This is a genomic window from Ramlibacter montanisoli (assembly GCF_013087525.1).
GTDB classification, from domain to species: Bacteria; Pseudomonadota; Gammaproteobacteria; order Burkholderiales; family Burkholderiaceae_C; genus Ramlibacter; species Ramlibacter montanisoli.
Map to the genome: position 1 here is coordinate 2,195,733 of NZ_JABFCS010000001.1, position 19,908 is coordinate 2,215,640.

General features: G+C 69.5%; 17 protein-coding genes and 8 pseudogenes. 15 read left to right on the top strand and 10 right to left on the bottom strand.

Annotation, left to right across the window (positions count from 1 at the left end; translation table 11 throughout):
- Positions 1-127 precede the first annotated feature (127 nt).
- Positions 128-418: pseudogene (locus tag HK415_RS27005) on the bottom strand (PilW family protein); the annotation flags it as partial.
- Between HK415_RS27005 and HK415_RS24965 the strand changes: the two are divergent.
- Complete coding sequence (locus tag HK415_RS24965; protein ID WP_253261843.1) at positions 411-818, top strand: hypothetical protein; 408 nt, start codon at positions 411-413, stop codon at positions 816-818. The pseudogene HK415_RS27005 and the gene HK415_RS24965 sit on opposite strands and share 8 nt — an antisense overlap.
- 128 nt (positions 819-946) lie before the next feature.
- On the opposite strand, the pseudogene HK415_RS27010 reads toward HK415_RS24965, so the two are convergent.
- From HK415_RS27010 to HK415_RS10865, 4 genes and pseudogenes are all read right to left on the bottom strand, one after another.
- A pseudogene (locus tag HK415_RS27010) lies at positions 947-1,126 on the bottom strand (PilW family protein); the annotation flags it as partial.
- Positions 1,053-1,640, bottom strand: coding sequence for a type IV pilus modification protein PilV (gene pilV / locus HK415_RS10855; RefSeq protein ID WP_253261844.1), 588 nt, complete (start codon positions 1,638-1,640; stop codon positions 1,053-1,055). The pseudogene HK415_RS27010 and the gene pilV, both read right to left, overlap by 74 nt.
- Entirely contained in the window at positions 1,637-2,110 is a 474-nt protein-coding gene (locus HK415_RS10860; protein ID WP_171558885.1) for a GspH/FimT family pseudopilin, read from the bottom strand. Before HK415_RS10860 ends, pilV begins: the two co-directional genes overlap by 4 nt.
- Positions 2,107-2,517, bottom strand: a complete 411-nt coding sequence (locus tag HK415_RS10865) for a type IV pilin protein (protein ID WP_171558890.1) — start codon at positions 2,515-2,517, stop codon at positions 2,107-2,109. The genes HK415_RS10860 and HK415_RS10865 overlap by 4 nt, the downstream gene beginning before the upstream one ends.
- Positions 2,518-2,656: 139 nt before the next feature.
- Between HK415_RS10865 and ribD the strand changes: the two genes are divergently transcribed.
- The 10 genes and pseudogenes from ribD to tolA all read left to right on the top strand — a co-directional run bounded on the left by ribD (position 2,657) and on the right by tolA (position 10,171).
- Positions 2,657-3,769 carry a bifunctional diaminohydroxyphosphoribosylaminopyrimidine deaminase/5-amino-6-(5-phosphoribosylamino)uracil reductase RibD gene (gene ribD / locus HK415_RS10870; protein ID WP_171558893.1) on the top strand — a complete coding sequence of 371 codons (1,113 nt, stop codon included), beginning with the start codon at positions 2,657-2,659 and terminating at the stop codon, positions 3,767-3,769.
- A 53-nt stretch (positions 3,770-3,822) separates the two neighbouring features.
- A complete protein-coding gene (locus HK415_RS10875) occupies positions 3,823-4,452 on the top strand; it encodes a riboflavin synthase (RefSeq protein WP_171558896.1) in 630 nt (209 codons plus the stop codon).
- The gene (gene ribBA / locus HK415_RS10880) at positions 4,449-5,585 is read left to right on the top strand and encodes a bifunctional 3,4-dihydroxy-2-butanone-4-phosphate synthase/GTP cyclohydrolase II (RefSeq protein ID WP_171558901.1); all 1,137 of its coding nucleotides are present in this window, start codon (positions 4,449-4,451) and stop codon (positions 5,583-5,585) included. Before HK415_RS10875 ends, ribBA begins: the two co-directional genes overlap by 4 nt.
- Positions 5,586-5,601: 16 nt before the next feature.
- Positions 5,602-6,066, top strand: a complete 465-nt coding sequence (gene ribH, locus HK415_RS10885; protein ID WP_171558904.1) for a 6,7-dimethyl-8-ribityllumazine synthase — start codon at positions 5,602-5,604, stop codon at positions 6,064-6,066.
- Positions 6,063-6,546, top strand: a pseudogene (gene nusB, locus HK415_RS10890) (transcription antitermination factor NusB). The gene ribH and the pseudogene nusB overlap by 4 nt, the downstream one beginning before the upstream one ends.
- Complete coding sequence (locus HK415_RS10895; protein ID WP_171558908.1) at positions 6,546-7,730, top strand: pyridoxal phosphate-dependent aminotransferase; 1,185 nt, start codon at positions 6,546-6,548, stop codon at positions 7,728-7,730. Before nusB ends, HK415_RS10895 begins: the two are co-directional and overlap by 1 nt.
- On the top strand, positions 7,727-8,140 hold the full coding sequence (gene ybgC, locus HK415_RS10900; RefSeq protein ID WP_171558912.1) for a tol-pal system-associated acyl-CoA thioesterase: 414 nt from the start codon (positions 7,727-7,729) through the stop codon (positions 8,138-8,140). Before HK415_RS10895 ends, ybgC begins: the two co-directional genes overlap by 4 nt.
- Positions 8,137-8,835 (top strand): protein TolQ, encoded by a 699-nt coding sequence (gene tolQ, locus HK415_RS10905; RefSeq protein ID WP_171558917.1) that lies wholly within the window; start codon positions 8,137-8,139, stop codon positions 8,833-8,835. Before ybgC ends, tolQ begins: the two co-directional genes overlap by 4 nt.
- Positions 8,835-9,264: pseudogene (locus HK415_RS10910) on the top strand (biopolymer transporter ExbD). Before tolQ ends, HK415_RS10910 begins: the two are co-directional and overlap by 1 nt.
- Positions 9,265-9,550: 286 nt before the next feature.
- Entirely contained in the window at positions 9,551-10,171 is a 621-nt protein-coding gene (gene tolA, locus HK415_RS10915; protein WP_309246829.1) for a cell envelope integrity protein TolA, read from the top strand.
- 56 nt (positions 10,172-10,227) lie between these two features.
- Here the strand turns inward: tolA and dnaE are convergent.
- A pseudogene (gene dnaE, locus HK415_RS10920) lies at positions 10,228-13,690 on the bottom strand (DNA polymerase III subunit alpha).
- A 53-nt stretch (positions 13,691-13,743) separates the two neighbouring features.
- Here dnaE and HK415_RS10925 point away from each other — a divergent pair.
- Positions 13,744-14,483, top strand: a pseudogene (locus tag HK415_RS10925) (sulfurtransferase).
- On the opposite strand, the pseudogene HK415_RS10930 reads toward HK415_RS10925, so the two are convergent.
- The 4 genes and pseudogenes from HK415_RS10930 to HK415_RS10945 form a co-directional block, all read right to left on the bottom strand.
- Positions 14,480-15,375, bottom strand: a pseudogene (locus tag HK415_RS10930) (pirin family protein). The pseudogenes HK415_RS10925 and HK415_RS10930 overlap by 4 nt on opposite strands.
- Positions 15,376-15,385: 10 nt before the next feature.
- Positions 15,386-15,940: a flavodoxin family protein gene (locus HK415_RS10935; RefSeq protein ID WP_171558920.1), complete on the bottom strand. Its 555-nt coding sequence runs from the start codon at positions 15,938-15,940 to the stop codon at positions 15,386-15,388.
- Positions 15,941-16,004: 64 nt separating this feature from the next.
- Complete coding sequence (locus HK415_RS10940; RefSeq protein ID WP_171558923.1) at positions 16,005-16,475, bottom strand: DoxX family protein; 471 nt, start codon at positions 16,473-16,475, stop codon at positions 16,005-16,007.
- A gap of 34 nt (positions 16,476-16,509) precedes the next feature.
- Positions 16,510-17,214: a pirin family protein gene (locus HK415_RS10945; RefSeq protein ID WP_171558927.1), complete on the bottom strand. Its 705-nt coding sequence runs from the start codon at positions 17,212-17,214 to the stop codon at positions 16,510-16,512.
- Between the two features lie 104 nt (positions 17,215-17,318).
- Here HK415_RS10945 and HK415_RS10950 point away from each other — a divergent pair.
- The 3 genes and pseudogenes from HK415_RS10950 to trmB all read left to right on the top strand — a co-directional run bounded on the left by HK415_RS10950 (position 17,319) and on the right by trmB (position 19,853).
- A pseudogene (locus HK415_RS10950) lies at positions 17,319-18,265 on the top strand (LysR family transcriptional regulator).
- On the top strand, positions 18,262-19,134 hold the full coding sequence (gene gluQRS / locus HK415_RS10955) for a tRNA glutamyl-Q(34) synthetase GluQRS (RefSeq protein WP_171558930.1): 873 nt from the start codon (positions 18,262-18,264) through the stop codon (positions 19,132-19,134). Before HK415_RS10950 ends, gluQRS begins: the two are co-directional and overlap by 4 nt.
- Positions 19,135-19,148: 14 nt before the next feature.
- A complete protein-coding gene (gene trmB, locus HK415_RS10960; protein WP_171558934.1) occupies positions 19,149-19,853 on the top strand; it encodes a tRNA (guanosine(46)-N7)-methyltransferase TrmB in 705 nt (234 codons plus the stop codon).
- The last annotated feature ends 55 nt before the right edge of the window (positions 19,854-19,908 follow it).

A 19,908-nucleotide genomic window follows, 5' to 3' on the forward strand; every position in this document is an offset into this window, starting at 1 on the left:
ACCGATTGAACGAACGCGTGGCGCTTGAAGCCCAGGTCGGCGCCGGTCGGAGTGATCGTGCCAGCGGTTCCCAGGGGTAGGTCTTGTTGTCGACGAAGTCCGCCGACCGCTCCAGGCTGCGGGCCAGCAGGTGGATCTTCACCGACATCACGTCGCCCCAGGTGGCGGTGGTGAGCAGGTCGCCGTTCACGTCGTCGCCGTCCGGCGCGCCGTCGGCATTGGTGTCCACGCCGTAGTCGACCTGCATGTTCTCGATGCCTTCGGCGATGGTCACCGGCGCGGCCCAGGCGGCCACGCCGCCGGTGACCGTCAGTTCGATCATCTTCAGCGTGGGCAGCGGGTTGCCGGCGTCGGCGCCGGCGCAGCTTCCGCCCACCTCCACGCTGCAGTTGGCCACGTAGTAGATGCGGGTGACCATCTTGCGGATGGTGGCGCGCGTGACCTTGTCCTTCTTCAGCAGGGTGAAGTTCGTGGTGTTCGTGGCCGAGCTGCTGCCGAAGCGGACGATGGAGGCGAAGGTGGCTGCGGGATTGAGCCCGGTCTGGATGTACAGCTGGTTGGTGGCCAGCTTGCCCATGTCCGGCGCGCCCGCTGTTTCCACCGAGCTCGAGTCCGGGTCGGCGCGGCGCACCACCAGGATGTCGGTGCCGGCGCGCTGGTTGCTGACGCAGGCGGGCACGGAAGCGGAGGCCGGCGCGTTGAGGCCCTGCACGTGCAGCTGCGAGGCGGCTTCCAGCGTGGCGAGGTCCAGCGCGCAGGGATCCGGCATGGCGGCCAGGGCCGCGGCCGTGGGCACGCCGCTGAGTTCGCCCCAGTAGCCGGCCATCTGCAGGTCGTCGGTCAGGGCGCGGATGCCGTAGCGGCCGTTCTCGATCAGGCGCCCGGCGCGGTCGACTTCGGCGCGGTTGCTGCTCTGGCTGGCGATCAGCGTCGCCACCGCCGCGACGAGCAGCAGGCCGATGGTGATCGAGACCATGAACTCGACCAGCGTCAGGCCCCGCTGGCTGCGGCGCGGCGCGCCGCGGAAGGAAGTGTTCGCAGTGGCCATGGTCTCAGGAGTTGGCCGGCAGCACGGTGATGCTGACCGCGCGCCGGAATGCTTCGCCACCGTAGTTCGCGGCGTCATTGCCGCAGGTGATGCCCGCGGGCGGCGCGCCGCCCGGGTCCGTGGCCTGCCAAGCCACGCTGACCTGGAACACGCCGCTGGCCGCGTCGCGCGTGATGCAGCCGCGCGCGCCCAGGATGCCGCCCACCTTGTTGCCGCCGGAAACCTCGGCGCTGCCCTTGAGCAGGTCGTTCCAGGCCACCAGGTCCTTGGTCACCCGGGTCTTCTGGGCGACGTCGCCGCTGCCGCAGCCGGAGGCATCGGGCGTGGCGGTGTAGCCGGTGCCCAGCGTCACCGCCGCCTGTTCGTAGCACAGGGCGGCGGCCTGGTTGGCGTTGATGCGGGACGCCATGTCCTGCACCAGCAGCAGGGCCTGCACGCGCTGGTAGGACTCCAGCTGGGTGCGCTGGCTCTGGATCATCACCCCGACCAGGCCCAGCAGGCCGACCATGAGAATGAACAGCGCCACCAGGACCTCGATGAGGGTGGCGCCGCCCTGGCGGCCGCGCTGCATGCGAAGGGGCATCCTGCTCATGTCGGGCAGCTCGTCGTGGTGGTGTTGGGGATGCCGGTCGGGCTGATCGTCACGCAGCGGACCGCGGTGGTGTTGGGCGTTTCCAGCTGGAAGCGCACCGTCGCCGCCACCCGGCCGGTGCCCTGGAAGGCGACGCTGGCGGTGGCCGGGTCCGGGTTGGTCGTGATGTTCACGTTGCCGGTGGAATCCTTGTTGACCAGGGTGGTGCCGCCGACGACGACGGTCCAGCCATGGGTCCAGCCGCCGGCGGCCTGGTTCACCGAAACGGGGGTGTTGCGCTTGACGGCCTCGCTGCGGGCCATCATGAGGGCGGTCACCAGGTCGAAGGAAGCGGTCTTGACCCGCTGGCTGGCCATGAACTCGCGGAAGGACGGCACCGCCAGGCCCACGAGCACGCCGGCCAGGGTGAGCACGACCAGGATCTCGATGAGGGTGAAGCCGGAGTGCCGCTTCATGGCGGGCCTGCTCACCAGCACTCCGAGCCGCCGCCCGAAGCGGTCTTCACGCCGGTGTTCGTCAGCCGCAGGGTGCCGCAGCGGGCGTCCTGGGCGGCCTGGCCGGGCTTCGGGGCGGCCTCGACGTAGAAGGTCGGGGGCGCTGCCGCGTTGTCCGCCACCACCGAGAGGGTGTAGGTGTTCGACACGTCGGCGGGGACGTTGACCTGCAGGTCGGCCAGGGCGCCGGCGTAGCTGCGGGCGTTGAGCATGTACTGCTCCTGCTTGCTCGCGGCAGTCTGCATGACGGCCTGGGCCGCCGAGCGCTTCGTGCGGACCACGTACTTGGTGTACGACGGGTACGCGACCGATGCCAGGATGGCGACGATCGCCACCGTGATCATCAGCTCGATGAGCGTGAAGCCGCGCTGGATCGATTTCAAGTGCTCTCTCCTGGTCCCAAAATGTCTCTGAATGCTGGGACCTTAACGGAGGCTGAAATTGCGTTCACCCCAGCGCAGACAACCGGTCGGATCGAATGCGCGAAAGGTGGCGCGCCCTCCCAATGGATGAGAATGGGGGATGAACGTGCCTGATCGATTCGTGCGCGAGGCCCTCGCGCTCGCCCTGCGCAGCGTCGGCCACACCGAGCCGAATCCGCGCGTGGGATGCGTGATCGTGTGCGCCGACGGCTCGCGCGTGCTTGGCTCCGGGCACACGCAGCCGGCGGGACAGGCCCACGCGGAGGTCATGGCCCTGCGCGACGCGGCGGCGCGCGGCGAGGACGTGCGCGGCGCCACCGCGTACGTGACGCTGGAGCCCTGCGCCCACCAGGGACGCACCGGTCCCTGCTGCGACGCGCTGGTGGCGGCGGGGATCGCCCGGGTCGTTGCCTCGGTCAAGGATCCGAACCCGCTGGTGGCCGGTCAGGGTTTCGACAGGCTTCGTGCGGCCGGCGTCCAGGTGGAAGTGGGCCCCGGCGCCGCCGAATCGCGCGAGCTGAACATCGGCTTCTTCAGCCGCATGGTGCGCAGGCGCCCCTGGGTCCGGCTGAAGGTCGCCGCCTCGCTGGACGGGCAGACCGCCCTGGCCAACGGCCAGAGCCAGTGGATCACCGGGGAGGCGGCCCGCGCGGACGGCCACGCCTGGCGCGCGCGGGCGGGTGCCCTGCTCACCGGCATCGGCACCGTGCTCGAGGACAACCCGCGGCTCGACGTGCGCCTCGCCTCCGTGGGCCGGCAGCCCCCGCTGGTGGTGGTGGACAGCCGCCTGCAGACGCCGGAGGACGCCGCCCTGTTCGAGATCGCGCAGCGGCCGGTGTGGATCTACGCCGCCGAGGCCCACCCCGAAGCGCAGGCGACGCTGGAAGCGCGAGGCGCGACCGTCACCCGGCTGCCCGGCCCCGGCCAGAAGGTGGACCTGGCCGCCCTGCTCCAGGACCTGGCCGCCCGCGGCGTCAACGAGCTGCACGTCGAGGCGGGCTTCAAGCTCAACGGATCGCTGCTGCGCGAAGGGCTGGTCGACGAGTTCCTGGTCTACCTCGCTCCCAGGCTGCTCGGTGCCGGCCAGGGCATGGTGAACATCGGCCCGCTGGCCTCGCTGGCCGAGGGCGTGCCCCTGGAATTCACCAGCGTCGAGCCGGTCGGACCCGACCTGCGCATCGTGGCGCGCCCTCCCGGACGGGCCGACTTCTAGGCTCATTGCGCTGGCGCAGGAGGGGCCCGCCGCGACTCTGCGAAAATAGCGCGATGTTCACCGGCATCATCACCGGCGTCGGGCGTATCGCCGCCATCGACGACCTCGGATCTTCCCAGCAGCACGGCAAGCGGCTCACCATCACGGCGCCCGCCGGCTACCTGGACGACGTGGGGCTGGGGGACAGCATCGCGCTCAACGGCGCCTGCATGACCGTGACCTCGCTGGACGCCAACGCCGGCCGCTTCAGCATCGACATCTCCGCCGAATCGCTGGACAAGACCGCCGGCCTGGACCGCCAGGGCGCGGTCAACCTGGAAAAGGCCTTGCGCCCGCAGGACCGGCTGGGCGGCCACCTGGTCTCCGGCCACGTGGATGGCGTCGGCCGCGTGCTGAAGATGGAACCCGTGGGCGAAAGCTGGGAGCTGCGCATCCTGGCCCCTCAGGGGCTGGGCAAGTACCTGGCGTACAAGGGCTCGATCACCGTCAACGGCGTGAGCCTGACGGTCAACAGGATCGCCGACAGCGCCGAAGGCACCGAACTGAGCATCAACCTGATCCCGCACACCGTGCAGAACACGGCGCTGCACGCGCTGGCCGCCGGCAGCCGGGTCAACCTGGAGATCGACCTGATCGCCCGTTACGTCGAGCGCATGCTGAGCGCCGGAAAGGTCAACGCATGAACGCACGCACGCCCCTGAATCCCGTCCCCGTCGCGCCGGTCGAGGAGATCGTGGCCGAGATGAAGGCCGGCCGCATGGTCATCCTGGTCGACGAGGAGGACCGCGAGAACGAGGGCGACCTGGTGCTCGCCGCCGACCACGTCACGCCGGAGGCGATCAACTTCATGGCCCGCTTCGGCCGCGGCCTGATCTGCCTGACCCTCACGCGCGAGCGCTGCGAACGCCTGCAGCTGCCGCCCATGGTGGCGCGCAACGGCACGAAGATGGGCACGGCCTTCACCGTCTCGATCGAGGCGGCCGCCGAAGGCGTGACCACCGGCATCTCCGCCGCCGACCGGGCCCGCACCGTGCAGGCCGCGGTCGCGCGCCACGCCAAGCCGCAGGACCTGGTGCAGCCCGGCCACATCTTCCCGCTGCAGGCGGTGGACGGCGGCGTGCTGATGCGCGCCGGCCATACCGAGGCGGGCTGCGACCTCGCGGCGCTGGCCGGCCAGTCACCGGCCGCCGTGATCTGCGAGATCATGAAGGACGACGGCACGATGGCGCGGCTGCCCGACCTGCAGCTGTTCGCCGCGGAGCACGGCCTGAAGATCGGCACCATCGCCGACCTGATCGGCTACCGCAGCCGCACCGAAAGCCTGGTGGAAAAGCTCGCGACCCGCCCGCTCGCCACCGCCTACGGCGAGTTCATCGCGCACGCCTGGCGCGACAAGCCCAGCCAGGGCCTGCACCTGGCGCTGGTGAAGGGCGAGTGGCAGCCGGACCAGGAAGTGCCGGTGCGCGTGCACGAACCGTTGTCGGTGCTGGACGCACTCGAAGTGAACCGCAGCATGCACTCCTGGAACCTGGACGCCAGCCTGAAGCACATCGCGGCCACCGGCTACGGCGTCGCCGTGCTGCTCAATTGCGGCGAAGGCGCCGAGCAGCTGCTGGCGCAGTTCGAAGGGACGGCCAAGGCATCGCACGCGCCCGAGCGCGGCCGCATGGACCTGCGCAGCTACGGCGTGGGCGCGCAGATCCTGCGCGAATGCGGCGTGCACCGCATGAACCTCATGGGCACGCCGCGGCGCATGCCCAGCATGGCGGGCTACGGCCTCGAAGTGGCGGGCTACACACCCCGCCCGAACGCATAAGAACAAAGGGATCCTCATGTTTGGTGCAGACAAGGGCACGTCCAGCCGGCTGGACGGCAAGCAGCTGGTCATCGGCATCGTGCAGGCGCGCTTCAACCAGTCCGTGACCAACGCGCTGGCCAAGGCGTGCTGGGACGAGCTGCTGGCGTGCGGCGTGCAGGAGAAGAACATCGAGCACGTGCAGGTGCCGGGCGCGCTGGAAGTGCCGGTCGCCCTGCAGGCGATGGCGGAAAAGGGCGGCTACGACGCGCTGATCGCGCTGGGCTGCATCATCCGCGGCGAGACCTACCACTTCGAGCTGGTGTCCAACGAATCCGCCGCGGGCGTCACGCGCGTGTCGCTGGACCACCAGCTGCCGATCGCCAACGCGATCCTCACCACCGAGAACATGGACCAGGCCGTCGCGCGCCAGGTGGACAAGGGCCGCGACGCCGCGCAGGTGGCGATCGAGATGGCCAACCTGCTGGACGACCTGGCATGAGCGCCGCCCCCACGCCCGCCCGCAAGACCTCGGCCAAGCCGCCGCCGCGCAGCCGCGCCCGCGAGTTCGCCGTGCAGGCCCTGTACCAGCACCTGGTCGGCCGGCAGGACGCCGCGTCCATCGACGAGTTCACCCGCGGCCTGTCCGGCTTCCACAAGGCCGACGCCGTGCACTACGACGCCCTGCTGCACGGCTGCATCCGGGAAGCCGCGGAACTCGACGCGCTGATCCTGCCGCTGCTGGATCGCAAGCTGGAGGAGATCTCCCCATCGAGCATGCGGTGATGTGGATCGGCGCCTACGAGTTCCTGCACGCGCCGGACGTGCCCTGGCGCGTGGTGCTCAACGAATGCATCGAGCTGGCCAAGGAGTTCGGCGGCACCGACGGCCACAAGTACGTCAACGGCGTGCTCAATGGCCTGGCCCCCAGCTGCGCGCGCCCGAGGTCGAGGCCGACCGCGCCACGGGAAAGGCCCGCTGATGAGGATCTCGAAACGCGCCGAGCGGATCGAGCCCTTCTACGTGATGGAGGTCGCCAAGGCGGCCGCGCAGATGGCGCGGGAGGTCGCGCGCAGCGACACGCCGATGATCTTCCTGAACATCGGCGAGCCGGACTTCACCGCGCCGCCGCTGGTGCAGGAAGCCGCGGCGCGCGCGATCCGCGACGGCCGCACCCAGTACACCCACGCGACCGGCCTGGACGCGCTGCGCGAGCGCATCAGCGGCTGGTACACGCAGCGCTTCGGCGTGGACGTGCCGGCGCGCCGCATCGTGGTCACCGCCGGCGCCTCGGCCGCCTTGCAGCTGGCCTGCCTGGCGCTGGTCGAAGCGGGCGACGAGATCCTGATGCCGGACCCGAGCTATCCGTGCAACCGCCACTTCGTGAGCGCGGCGGACGGCAACGCGGTGCTGATCCCCACCACCGCCGAAGAGCGCTACCAGCTCAGCGCCGCCAAGGTGCAGGAGCACTGGGGGCCGAAGACGCGCGGCGTGCTGCTGGCCTCGCCCTCGAATCCGACCGGCACCTCGATCCACCCCGAGGAGCTGCGCAGGATCCACGCCTTCGTGCAATCGAAAGGCGGCATCACGCTGCTGGACGAGATCTACCTGGGCCTGTCCTACGAGGACACCTTCGGCCACACGGCGCTGGCGATCGACGACCAGGTGGTCAGCATCAACAGCTTCTCCAAGTACTTCAACATGACCGGCTGGCGCCTGGGCTGGATGGTGGTGCCCGAAGCGCTGGTGCCGGCGGTGGAGCGGCTGGCGCAGAACCTGTTCATCTGCCCGAGCACGGTGGCGCAGCACGCGGCGCTGGCCTGCTTCGAGCCGGAAAGCATCGCCGAATACGAGCGCCGGCGCGCCGAGTTCAAGGCGCGGCGCGACTGGTTCATCCCGCAGCTGCAGGCCATGGGCCTGCGGGTGCCGGTGATGCCCGACGGCGCCTTTTACGCCTGGGCCGATTGCAGCGAGGCCGCGCAGCGCCTGGGCGTGCAGGGCAGCTGGGACTTCGCCTTCGCGGCGATGGAGCGTGCGCACGTGGCGGTGACGCCGGGCCGCGACTTCGGCCACGCCGAAACGAGCCGCTTCATCCGCTTTTCCACCGCCAATGCGATGGCGCAGCTGCAGGAAGCGGCGGCGCGCCTCAAGGACCTGCTGCGATGAACAGGCCCCAGGTCTTTACCTGGCCGATACGCGTGTACTGGGAAGACACCGATGCGGGCGGCATCGTCTTCTATGCAAACTACCTGAAGTTTTTCGAGCGGGCGCGCACGGAGTGGCTGCGTTCCCTCGGCGTATCGCAGGGCGCGTTGAAGGAGGATGGCGGCGGCATGTTCGTGGTGAGCGAGACTTCGGTGCGCTACCTGCAGCCGTCGCGCCTGGACGATGAACTTCTTGTTACGGCCCAGCTGGAAGCCGGCGGCCGCGCCTCTCTCATAATCGCGCAAAGAGCGTTGAGGGGCGGCACCGTGCTGTGCGAGGGAACGATCCGCATCGGCTGGGTCGATGCCGCGACGCTGCGGCCGGCGCGCATCCCTGGCGCGATCCTCGAAGTGCTGAACACGAAGGCATGAACCAAGACCTCTCCATCCTGCAGCTCGTCCTCGGCGCAAGCCTGGTGGTGCAGCTCGTCATGTTGCTGCTGCTGGTGGTGTCCGTCACCAGCTGGGCGGCGATCTTCCGCAAGCTGTTCGCGCTGCGCCGCGTCAAGACGCTCAACGCCGACTTCGAACGCGAGTTCTGGTCCGGCACCAGCCTGAACGACCTGTTCTCCTCCGCCGCCCAGAACGCCAAGATGGCCGGCCCCATGGAGCGCATCTTCGCCTCCGGCATGCGCGAGTACCAGAAGCTGCGCGAGCGCCGCATCGGCGACGCGGGCACGCTGCTCGATGGCGCGCGCCGCGCCATGCGCGCGAGCTTCCAGCGCGAACTCGACGCGGTGGAAAGCAACCTGTCCTTCCTCGCCTCGGTCGGCTCGGTCTCGCCCTACGTGGGCCTGTTCGGCACGGTCTGGGGGATCATGCATGCCTTCACCGGGCTGGCCGCGCTGCAGACGGTGACGCTGGCGACCGTGGCGCCCGGCATCGCCGAAGCGCTGGTGGCCACGGCGCTCGGCCTGTTCGCCGCCATTCCCGCCGTCGTCGCCTACAACCGCTTCGCGCGCGACATCGACCGCGTCGCGATCAACCTGGAGACCTTCATCGAGGAGTTCTCCAACATCCTGCAGCGCAACCTGGGCGGGCTCACGGGTACCGCCTCCGGCCACTGATGCCGCAGGTCACGCATCGCGGCCGCGGCCGGCGCACGATCAACGAGATCAACATGGTCCCGTTCATCGACGTCATGCTGGTGCTGCTGATCATCTTCATGGTGACGGCGCCGCTGATCACGCCCAGCCTGATCGACCTGCCCAGCGTGGGCAAGGCCTCGCGCAAGCCCGACAAGGTGATCGAGGTGCTGATCGGCAAGGACGAACGCCTGAGCGAGGAACGGCGACCGCACGGTCGCGATGACGCTCAAGGACATCGGCCCCTCGGTGAAGCAGGCGCAGTCCGGCCAGCCGCCCGGGTCGGTGGCCGTCGTGATCAGCGCCGACCGCAACGTGAAGTACGAGGCGGTCGTCAAGGTGATGGACACCTTGAAGCGTGCCGAAGTGGACCGCGTCGGCCTGTCGGTGCAGACCACCCCCGGACCATGAACGCCGCCGCGGAGCGCCTGGAGTTCGCGCCGCCTCCGCAACCGGGGCTGCTGCGCGGCTTCGCGCTCGCGCTGCTGGCGCACGGCCTGCTGGTGGCCGCACTGATGCACGGCCTGCAGTGGAAGCGCGACGCGCAGGATGCCGCGGTCGAGGCCGAACTGTGGTCGGCGCTGCCGCAGCAGGCGGCGCCACGCGAAGTGCAGCCGCCGCCTCCTCCCCCGCCGCAGCCCGTGGTGAAGGCACCGCCCGAGCCGGTGGTGAAGGCCCCCCGCAACCGGACCCGCAGGTGCAGCGCGACGCGCAGATCGCGCTGGAGCGCGAAAGGGAGAAGCGCGAACGCGAGCTGGAGAAGCGCGAGCTGGAAAAGCGCAAGCTCGTGGAGCAGCGCGCGAAACTCGAGGCGCAGAAGAAGAAGCAGCGCGAGGAGGAACTCGCGAAGAAAAAGCTGGAGCAGCAGAAGCTGGTGGCCGAGGCGAAGCGCAAGGACGAAGAGAAGCGGCGCAAGCTGGAAGAGCAGGAAGCCCGCGACGCGAAGAAGCTCGCGGCGATCCGCGAAGAGAACATGAAGCGCATGCAGGGCATGGCCGGCACGGGCGCGCCCTCTTCCACCGGTGCCGCGGCGCAGTCCTCCGGTCCTTCCGCGGGCTGGGCAGCCCGCGTGATCGGGAAGGTGCGGCCCAACATCGTCTTCACCGAAGTGGTCACCGGCAACCTGGAAGCCGTCGTGGAGGTGCGCCTGGCACCCGACGGGACCATCGTCGGCAAGCGCCTGAAGAAAGCCAGCGGCAACAAGGCCTGGGACGAAGCGGTGCTGCGCGCCCTGGACAAGACCGAGGTGCTGCCGCGCGATCCGGAGACCGGCCGCGTGCCCAACGGCGCGGATCTCGTGTTCCGCCCGCGCAGCTGAGCGCCAGGCAGGTCGCCGCGCCGGGGTGAGCGCGAAGCCGAACCCCGACAGGCCTTTCAGTTCTCGTAGACGATCTGCGCCAGCCCCGTGCGCCTGTGCCATCCAGCTGGCCAGCGCCGCGTCGCTCGGGAAGAACTTGGCCTGTTCGCCCAGCTGCAGTTCCGCCACCGCCGCATCCCGCTGCACCAGCAGCCGCACGCCGAGTCCGCGGACCAGTTCGCCCTGCTCCGACATCTCGCGCCTGGGCGGGAAGTCGCGCAGCAGCCGCTGGATGTCCGGCGCAGCGCCGTTGACCGCCACCTTGAGGTACTTGCCGAAGCGGCAGCGGGCGGTGGCCAGGTCCCAGATCTGCTGCACGTTCAGCCGGAAGCCGCCGGAGAAGCGGTCCGGCTGCAGCTTGGCCATCACCACCACCAGCTCGTCGTCCTTGAACCAGGCGCGGTGCGGGTTGAACACGCCCTCGTCGGCGGCCGCGTCGATGGCATCGCTCTTGTCGTCCAGCTTGAAGAGGGCGAGCTTGCCGCGCTGGCCGTTGATGATGCGCATGTCGGTGACGATGCCCGCCAGCAGCAGCGGCTCGCGCGTGTCCACCAGCTCCTCGATGCGCCGCTTGCAGAAGCGCCGCACCTCGCGCTCGACCTCGTCGAACAGGTGGCCCGAAAGGTAGAAGCCGATGGCGGTCTTCTCCTGCGACAGGCGCTCCTTCACGCCCCAGGGCGTGGCCTCCACGAGTTCGGGCTCCTGGTGGCTGGCGCCGTGCGTGTCGCCCATGTCGAACAGGCCGCCCTGGTTGGCGTTGGCCTCCGCCGCGTTGGCGAAGTCGAAGGCCCGATCGATCGACGCGACCAGCGAGGCGCGGTTCATCTGCAGCGCATCGAAGGCGCCGGCCTTGATCAGCGCTTCCACCGTGCGCTTGTTGATGCGGCCGCGGTCCACGCGGCAGCAGAAGTCGTACAGGCTCTTGAAGGCGCCGCCCTCTTCGCGCGCCGCCACGATCGCCTCGATCGCGGACTGGCCCGTGCCCTTGATCGCGCCCAGGCCGTAGCGCACCACCTTGTCGGAGATCGGCTCGAAGCGGTAGGTGCCGCGGTTCACGTCCGGCGGCTCGAAGGTGAGGCCGAAGCGGTTGACCGCGTCCTCGAACAACACCTTGAGCTTGTCGGTGTTGTCCATTTCGATGGTCATGTTGGCGCAGAAGAACTCCGCCGTGTAATGGACCTTCAGCCAGGCCGTGTGGTACGCCAGCAGCGAGTAGGCGGCGGCGTGCGACTTGTTGAAGCCGTAGCCCGCGAACTTCTCCATCAGGTCGAAGATCTCGTCGGCCTTCTCCTGGGGGATGCCGTGCGTCTTGTCGGCACCGGCGCGGAAGCGCTCGCGGTGCTCGGCCATCTCCTCGGCCTTCTTCTTGCCCATGGCCCGGCGCAGCAGGTCGGCGCCGCCGAGCGAGTAGCCGCCCAGGATCTGCGCGGTCTGCATCACCTGCTCCTGGTAGACCATGATCCCGTAGGTCTCGCTGAGCATGCCTGCCACCGCCGGATGCGGGTACTCCACCGTTTCGCGGCCGTGCTTGCGCGCCACGAAGCTGGGGATCAGGTCCATGGGACCCGGGCGGTACAGCGCGTTCAGCGCGATCAGATCTTCCAGGCGCGTGGGCCGCGCGTCGCGCAGCATGCCCTGCATGCCGCGGGATTCGAACTGGAACACGGCTTCGGTCTTGCCGTCGGAAAAGAGCTTGTAGGTCGCCGCGTCGTCCAGCGGCACGCCTTCGAAGTTGAAGCCCTCCTGCCCGGGATGCCGCTGCACGATGAACTGGCGCGCGAGCTCCAGGATGGTCAGCGTGGCGAGGCCCAGGAAGTCGAACTTCACCAGGCCGGCCGCTTCCACGTCGTCCTTGTCGTACTGGCTGACGGCCGAATCGCTGCCCGGCTGCTGGTACAGCGGCGTGAAGTCGGTCAGCTTGCCCGGCGCGATCAGCACGCCGCCGGCGTGCATGCCGACGTTGCGGGTCATGCCTTCGAGCTTCTGCGCCAGGTCCAGCAGCGTCTTGACCTCGTCCTCGCGCTGGTAGCGCTCGGCCAGGATCGGCTCCTGCTTCAAGGCATCGGCGATCGTGATGTGCGTGCCGGGCTTGTTCGGGATCAGCTTGCTGATGCCGTCGCAGAAGGTGTAGCTCATGTCGAGCACGCGCCCGACGTCGCGCACGGCCGCGCGCGCAGCCATCGTGCCGAAAGTGGCGATCTGCGACACCGCGTCGCGCCCGTACTTTTCCTTCACGTACTCGATCACGCGGTCGCGGTTGCCCTGGCAGAAGTCGATGTCGAAGTCGGGCATCGACACGCGTTCCGGGTTCAGGAAGCGCTCGAACAGCAGGTTGTACTGCAGCGGATCGAGGTCGGTGATCTTCAGCGCGTAGGCCACCAGCGAGCCGGCGCCCGATCCACGCCCCGGGCCCACCGGGCAGCCGTTGCTCTTCGCCCAGTTGATGAAGTCGCCCACGATCAGGAAGTAGCCGGGGAAGCCCATCTTCAGGATGGTGCCCAGCTCGAACTCCAGCCGCTCCTCGTAGCGCGCGCGCTGCTTCTCGCGCTCCGCCGCATCCGGGTAGAGGTGCAGCAGCCGCTCCTTCAGGCCCTCGTGCGAGGCGTAGCGGAAGTACTCCTCGATCGGCATGCCGTTGGGCGTGGGGAAGTTCGGCAGCCGCGGCTTGCCCAGTTCCAGCACCAGGTTGCAGCGGCGCGCGATCTCCGCCGTGTTGGCGATCGCCGAAGGGATGTCCTCGAACAGCGCCTCCATCTGCGCCACGGTCTTGAAGTACTGCTCGCGGGTGAACTTGCGCACCCGGCGGGCATTGCCCAGGATCTCGCCTTCGGAGATGCACACGCGCGCCTCGTGCGCCTCGTAGTCGTCTTCCTTGGTGAACTGCACCGGATGGGTGGCCACCACCGGCAGCTTCAGCCGCGCGGCCAGCTGCACGGCGGCCGCCACGTGCGCCTCGTCGTCGTTGCGGCCGGCCCGCTGCAGCTCGATGTAGAAGCGGTGCGGGAACAGGCCCGCCAGCTGCAGCGCCACTTCGGACGCACGGCTCTCGTCGGCCTGCAGCAGGGCCTGCCCGACCGGGCCGGCCTGCGCGCCGGACAGCAGGATCAGGCCTTCGCCCAGTTCCTGCAGCCACTCGAGCTTCGCGATCGCCTGGGCCCGGACCACGTTGCGTGTCCAGGCGCGCGCCAGGATCTCGCACAGGTTCAGGTAGCCTCGGTGGTTCTGCACCAGCAACACCAGCCGGGAGATCGTGGCCGGGTCGCTGCCCAGGCCCTGCAGCATGAGTTCGCAGCCGATCACCGGCTTCAGGCCGGCGCTGCGCGCTGCCTTGTAGAACTTGATCGCCCCGAACAGGTTGTTGAGGTCGGTGATGCCCAGGGCCGGCTGGCTGTCGGCCGCCGCCGCCTTCACGATCTCCTCGATGCGGTTGGTGCCGTCGACGACGGAGAATTCGGTGTGGAGGCGCAGGTGCACGAACATGGTTCGATTGTAGGAAACGCGGCCCCCTTGACATCAGGAGAGATTCCCTTGCCGTGAACAAAGTCCTGAACATTTCCGCGTACAAGTTCGTGCCCCTGCCCGACGCCGCCGGCCTGCGGGAGCCCTTGCTCGCGCGCGCGAAATCGCTGGGGCTCAAGGGCACGATCCTGCTGGCCGAGGAAGGCATCAACCTGTTCCTCGCGGGCGCGCCGGAGGGCGTGCGGGCGCTGCTGGCCCACCTGCGCGCGGACCCGCGCCTGGCCGACCTGCAGGCCAAGGAGAGCTGGTCGGCCGAGGTGCCCTTCGGGCGGATGCTGGTGAAGCACAAGCGCGAGATCATCCGCATGAACCACCCGGCGATCCAGCCGGCGGCGGACGCGCGCCGGCGCTGGAAGCCAGGACGCTGAAGCGCTGGCTGGACCAGGGGCACGACGACGCGGGCCGGCCGGTGGTGACGCTGGACACGCGCAATGCCTTCGAAGTGGATTACGGGACCTTCGCGGGCGCCATCGACTGGCGGCTGGAGAGATTCAGCGAGTTCCCCGAGGCGCTGCGCGATCACGTCCAGGACCTGCAAGGCAAGACGGTGGTGAGTTTCTGCACCGGTGGCATCCGCTGCGAGAAGGCGGCGCTGGTGATGCGCGAGGCCGGGCTGCAGGATGTCTGGCAGCTGGAGGGCGGGATCCTGAAGTACCTGGAGGAGACCGGCGGGGCGCACTTCCAGGGGACGTGCTTCGTGTTCGATGAACGGGAAGCGCTGCAGGCCGACCTGGCGCCGAAATCTCGCGGCTAGGAGCGCGGCTCCGGCGGCGTGAACCGCGTCGGCGGCAGCGGAATGAACTCCGTCTCCCCGGCACCGCCGGCATGCGCATCGCTTCCCAGTCCGCGCTGGCCTGCAGGATGCGGTCCTTGCGGCTGGACACGAAGTTCCACCACATGTGGCGCGGCGCATCCAGCGGCGCGCCGCCCACCAGCACCACGCGCGCGCCGGCCGGGGCGAACAGCTTCGCCGGCAGGCCGGCCACCAGCGTGCCCATCTGCCGTTCCGGCAGCAGCTCGCCGTCCACCTCGATGCTGCCCTCCACCGCGTACAGCGCCACTTCCGGCGCCAGCGGCGGCAGCTCCACGTGGCCTCCGGCCGGCAGCCACACGTCCAGGTAGAGCGTGGGCGACAGCGCCGGCACCGGCGAGCGCGCGCCGAAGGCTTCGCCCACCAGCACGCGCACGCGCGCGTCGCCGACGCTCACCTCCGGAATCGCGCTCGCGGGCGTGTGCGAGAACGAAGGCTCGGTCTCCTCGTGCGACAGCGGCAGCGCCGTCCACAGCTGCAGCCCGTGGTTCACGAAGCGCGTGTCGCGCAGGTGGGCGGGCCGGCGCTCGGAATGCACGATGCCGCGGCCGGCGGTCATCCAGTTGATGGCGCCCGGCTCGATCAGCTGTTCGGTGCCCAGGCTGTCGCGGTGCATCATCGCGCCGTCGAACAGGTAGGTGACCGTGGCCAGGCCGATGTGCGGATGGGGCCGCACGTCGTGGTTGACGCCCGGCAGCTCCTCGGCGGGGCCGAAGTGGTCGAAGAAGATGAAGGGCCCGACGCTGCGCCGGCGCGCGTCGGGCAGCAGGCGGCGGACCAGGAAGCCGCCGCCGAGGTCCTTCTCGTTTCCGTTCAGCTGCTGTGCGAGGGGCATGCCCCCGAGCTTACTTCTTCCAGCGCGCCGCCGCCGCGGCCACCCGCTGGCCGAACTGCCGGCCCGTTTCCAGGTCGCCCGGCAGCATCTCCTGCACCGAGGCGTCGGCCGGCGACTGCGACACCGCGCCGCTGAAGGTCCCCAGGTAGTTCACGTCGTTGCGCTGCGCGGCCTTGGAGTTCGCCGGCATCATGCCGTTGCCCACCCACACGCCGCCGTGCTGCATGGCGAGCGTGAAGAAGTAGCTGAGCGTGCTGAACTTGTCGCCGTTCATGCTGGCGCTGTTCGTGAAGCCCGCGAACATCTTGTCCTTCCACGCCCCGCCGAACCAGGGCTTGGACGAGGCGTCCGCGAACTTCTTGAACTGCCAGCTCGGCCCGCCCATGTAGGTGGGCGCGCCGAACACGATCGCGTCCGCCTGGGCCAGCCGGTCCCAGGCGCCTTCGGGCAGGTTGCCCTCGGCGTCGATCGCGACCAGCGGCGCGCCGGCTCCCTCGGCAACGGCCTGCGCCAGGCGCTGGGTATGGCCGTAGCCGGAGTGGTAGACGACGACGACATTGGCCATGGAGGCTCCCTTGTTCTTGTGAGGCAGGCGGATGGCGGGTCAGGCCCGCCATGACAGGGCGAAATCAGGGCACCCGGCGTCGCCCGTCCATGCTGTACGCGCCGGCGCCGAAGGCGGCAAGCGCCAGCAGGCCGCCGACGATGGCGTAGTTCTTGAAGAAGGCCTGCTTCTGCATCATGACCTGCGCTTCCGGCATGGCCCAGTAGTTGTGGAACATGGGCGTGATCACGGCCACGAAGATCGCCAGGCCCAATGCCGCCCAGCGCGTCTTGAACCCGACCACGAGCATGATGCCCAGCACGAGCTCGGCGGCGATGGCGATCGCCGTCGCCACTTCCGGCAGCGGGATGCCCTTGGAGGCGATGTAGCCGGCGGTGCCGGCGAAGCCGCCGATCTTGCCCCAGCCCGCGGGGATGAAGAGCACGGCGATCAGGATGCGCCCGAGCAGCGCCGCCAGATTCTGCGCGGGCGTCAGCGCCAGGCCGGTAGTGGAATCGACCGCGTAACCGGGGGCATTGGAAGTCAGCGTTGCCATCGAAGCTCCTTGGTGAAGAAAACAGCGTCCAGGATCAGTGTTCCGTCAGTTCGAACACCAGCACTTCGGCGTCCTTGCCTTCGGCCACGGTGAGTTGCGCCTCGCCTTGCAGCTTGGCGGCATCGCCGGCGGCCAGGCGGGTGCCGTTGACCGACAGCTCCCCGCGCACCAGGTGCACGTAGACGGGGCGCTGCGGGTCGAGCGCGATTGTTGCCTTTTCCGCGCCATCGAACAGGCCCGCGTACAGCCGGGCGTCGGCGTGGATGCGCACGGAGCCTTCCGCGCCGTCCGGCGACGCGACCAGGCGCAGCCGCCCGCGCTTTTCGCTGTCGGGGAAGCGCTTCTGTTCATAGCTGGGCTCGATGCCGGTCTCGTTGGGCTCGATCCAGATCTGCAGGAAGTGGGTGGTGCGGTCCTTGGCGTGGTTGAACTCGCTGTGCATCACGCCGCGCCCCGCGCTCATCCGCTGCACTTCTCCGGGCGGGATGCCCTTGACGTTGCCCAGGGTGTCCCGGTGGGCCAGCTCGCCGGACAGCACGTAGCTGATGATCTCCATGTCCCGGTGGCCGTGGTTGCCGAAGCCGGTGCCTGGGGCAATGCGGTCTTCGTTGATCACCCGCAGGTTGCCGTAGCCCATGTGCTCCGGGTCGTAGTAGCCGGCAAAGGAGAAGCTGTGGAAGGACTTCAGCCATCCGTGGTCGGCGTAGCCGCGGTCCTGGGATTTGCGAAGGGTCACCATGGGTCAATTCCTTTGAATGGTTGGACTGTAGGTGCGCCCCAAAGCCTTGAACTCAGCCGTTTTTTGATGGCATCATTCAAAATATTCGAACGATCGACTCGAAAATGTCCTCTCCGCGTGAAGTATTGACGCCTGACGCGCTCGGCGTGGTCCAGGCGGTCGCCGTGCACGGCAGCTTCGCCGCGGCCGCGCGCGAGCTCGGGCTGGTCCCCAGCGCGGTCACCTACCGGATCCGCCAGCTCGAGGACGCGCTGGACGTGCTGCTGTTCGACCGCAGCTCGCGCCAGGCGCGGCTGACGCCGGCGGGCAGCGAGCTGCTGTCAGCCGGCCAGCAGCTGCTGCAGGACATCGACACCATGGCCAATCGCGTCAAGCGGGTGGCCACCGGCTGGGAAGCCGAGTTCACGGTCGCAGTGGACACGGCGCTGTCGGCGTCCACGGTCATGGAGCTGGCCGAGTCCTTCTATGCGCTGCAGCCGACCACGCGGCTGCGGCTGCGGGAGGAGGCGCTCGCGGGAACGCTGGAGGCCGTGACGACGGGCCGCGCCGAACTGGCCCTCGGCGTCGTGGTGGAGCCCGGCACCACCGCGGGCATCAACAGCCATGAACTGGGCGACCTGCTGTTCGTGTACGTGGTCGCGCCGCACCATCCCCTGGTCGGCATTCCGGAACCCATTGCCGACGACGTGCTGGTGCGGCATCGCGTGGTGGCGGTGTCCGATTCGGCGCTGCAGCGCAGCCTGGCGCTCACGCTGGGCCTGCTGACCGGGCAGGACGTGCTGACCGTGCCGACCATGCGCGCCAAGCTGGACGCACAGCTGCGCGGCCTGGGCGGCGGCTTCCTGCCCGAGCCCCTGGCGCGTCCTATATAGAAAGCGGTCGCCTCGTGGTGCGCGAGATCCGGCGCGCGCCGCGCCGCACCCTCCGGCTGAGCTATGCGTGGCGCAGTCCTGGCAACCTGGGCCCCGGCCGCGCGCTGCAGTGGTGGCTGACGCAGCTGGAGAGCCAGAAGACGCGCACGGCCCTGCTCGAAAGGCACCGTTCCGCATGAGCGGCTACCGCGGCAGGTTCGCGCCCTCGCCCACCGGCCCGCTGCACGCGGGCTCGCTGGTGGCCGCGCTGGCGAGCTGGCTCGATGCGCGCGCGCACGGCGGGGCCTGGCTGGTGCGCATCGAGGACGTGGACACGCCGCGCTGCGTGCCGGGCGCCGGCGAGGAGATCCTGCGCCAGCTCGCCGCCTGCTTCCTGCTGCCCGACGAAATTCCGCAATGGCAGTCGGCGCGCGCGCCGCTGTACCAGTCCGCGCTGGACCGCCTGGTGCAGGCCGGGCGCGCCTATCCCTGCGCCTGCTCGCGCAAGGACATCGAACTGGCGCTGCGCGCGCAGGGACGCGAGCGCACGCGGCACGGCGAGCTGGTGTATCCGGGGACCTGCCGCGCGGGACTGGGCGGCAAGGAGCCGCGCGCGTGGCGCTTCCGCGTTCCCGATGGCACGGTCGCATGGACCGATCGCCGCGTCGGCGTGCACCTGCAGGACGTGGCGCAGGAAGTCGGCGACTTCGTCCTCAAGCGCGCCGACGGACTGTTCGCCTACCAGCTGGCCGTGGTGGTCGACGACGCCGAACAAGGCATCACGCACGTGGTGCGCGGCGCGGACCTGGTGGACAACACGCCGCGCCAGCTGCTGCTGCAGCAGGCGCTGGGCTGCCCGCAGCCCTCCTACCTGCACGCGCCGCTGGTGCTGGGTCCCAACGCCGAGAAGCTGTCCAAGCAGAACGGGGCGGCGCCGCTGGACCTGCGCGAGCCGCGGGCCGCGGTCGCGGCGGCCGCGTCCGTGCTGGGCATCGCGCTGCCCGCGGAAGGGACGTTGCCAGACGCGCTGGCGGAAGCGGTGCGTTCCTGGGGCCGCCGCTGGCCGTAGGGGACAATCGGGGCATGAGCGACGAATCGAACACGCCCGAGAGCGTGCCCCATCCCCGCGGCATCCGCAGCTATGTGCTGCGCACGGGCCGCACCACCATCGGCCAGGCCAAGGCGATCGAAACGCTGGGCCCGAAGTACCTGGTGTCCTACCAGCCGCATCCGGTGGACCTCGCCGCAATGTTCGGCCGCACGGCGCCGACCGTGCTGGAGATCGGCTTCGGCATGGGCGAAGCCACGGCGCACATCGCCGGCCTGATGCCGGAGAAGAATTTCCTGTGCTGCGAGGTCCACACGCCCGGCGTGGGCGCCTTGCTCAAGCGCATCGGGGACCTGGGATTGACCAACATTCGCATCGTCCAGCACGACGCGGTGGAAGTGCTGGACCACATGCTGCCCGCTGCCTCACTTGCGGGCGTGCACATCTTCTTCCCGGATCCCTGGCACAAGGCCAGGCACAACAAGCGGCGGCTGGTGCAGCCGCACTTCGTGGCCAAGCTGCTGCCACGGCTGGAAAGAGGCGGCTACATCCACTGCGCCACCGACTGGGAGCCGTATGCGCAGCAGATGCTGGAGGTGCTGTCGGCGGAGCCCGCGCTGCAGAACACCGCGGAGGGATTCGCGCCGCGGCCGGAGTACCGGCCGCTGACGAAGTTCGAGAACCGGGGCCTGCGCCTGGGCCACGGGGTGTGGGACGTGGTGTTCCGTAGGCTGGGGTGACGCAGGAACCCCAGCGCTGGGGTTCGGCTGCGCCTCACCGCCAGCCTACGAGCGA

Coding starts and splice junctions, on each gene's coding strand:
- pilV (WP_253261844.1), bottom strand. CDS start 1,640: ATGAGCAGGATGCCCCTTCGCATGCAGCGCGGCCGCCAGGGCGGCGCC.
- ribD (WP_171558893.1), top strand. CDS start 2,657: ATGAACGTGCCTGATCGATTCGTGCGCGAGGCCCTCGCGCTCGCCCTG.
- HK415_RS10875 (WP_171558896.1), top strand. CDS start 3,823: ATGTTCACCGGCATCATCACCGGCGTCGGGCGTATCGCCGCCATCGAC.
- ribBA (WP_171558901.1), top strand. CDS start 4,449: ATGAACGCACGCACGCCCCTGAATCCCGTCCCCGTCGCGCCGGTCGAG.
- ribH (WP_171558904.1), top strand. CDS start 5,602: ATGTTTGGTGCAGACAAGGGCACGTCCAGCCGGCTGGACGGCAAGCAG.
- HK415_RS10895 (WP_171558908.1), top strand. CDS start 6,546: ATGAGGATCTCGAAACGCGCCGAGCGGATCGAGCCCTTCTACGTGATG.
- ybgC (WP_171558912.1), top strand. CDS start 7,727: ATGAACAGGCCCCAGGTCTTTACCTGGCCGATACGCGTGTACTGGGAA.
- tolQ (WP_171558917.1), top strand. CDS start 8,137: ATGAACCAAGACCTCTCCATCCTGCAGCTCGTCCTCGGCGCAAGCCTG.
- HK415_RS10935 (WP_171558920.1), bottom strand. CDS start 15,940: ATGGCCAATGTCGTCGTCGTCTACCACTCCGGCTACGGCCATACCCAG.
- HK415_RS10940 (WP_171558923.1), bottom strand. CDS start 16,475: ATGGCAACGCTGACTTCCAATGCCCCCGGTTACGCGGTCGATTCCACT.
- HK415_RS10945 (WP_171558927.1), bottom strand. CDS start 17,214: ATGGTGACCCTTCGCAAATCCCAGGACCGCGGCTACGCCGACCACGGA.
- gluQRS (WP_171558930.1), top strand. CDS start 18,262: ATGAGCGGCTACCGCGGCAGGTTCGCGCCCTCGCCCACCGGCCCGCTG.
- trmB (WP_171558934.1), top strand. CDS start 19,149: ATGAGCGACGAATCGAACACGCCCGAGAGCGTGCCCCATCCCCGCGGC.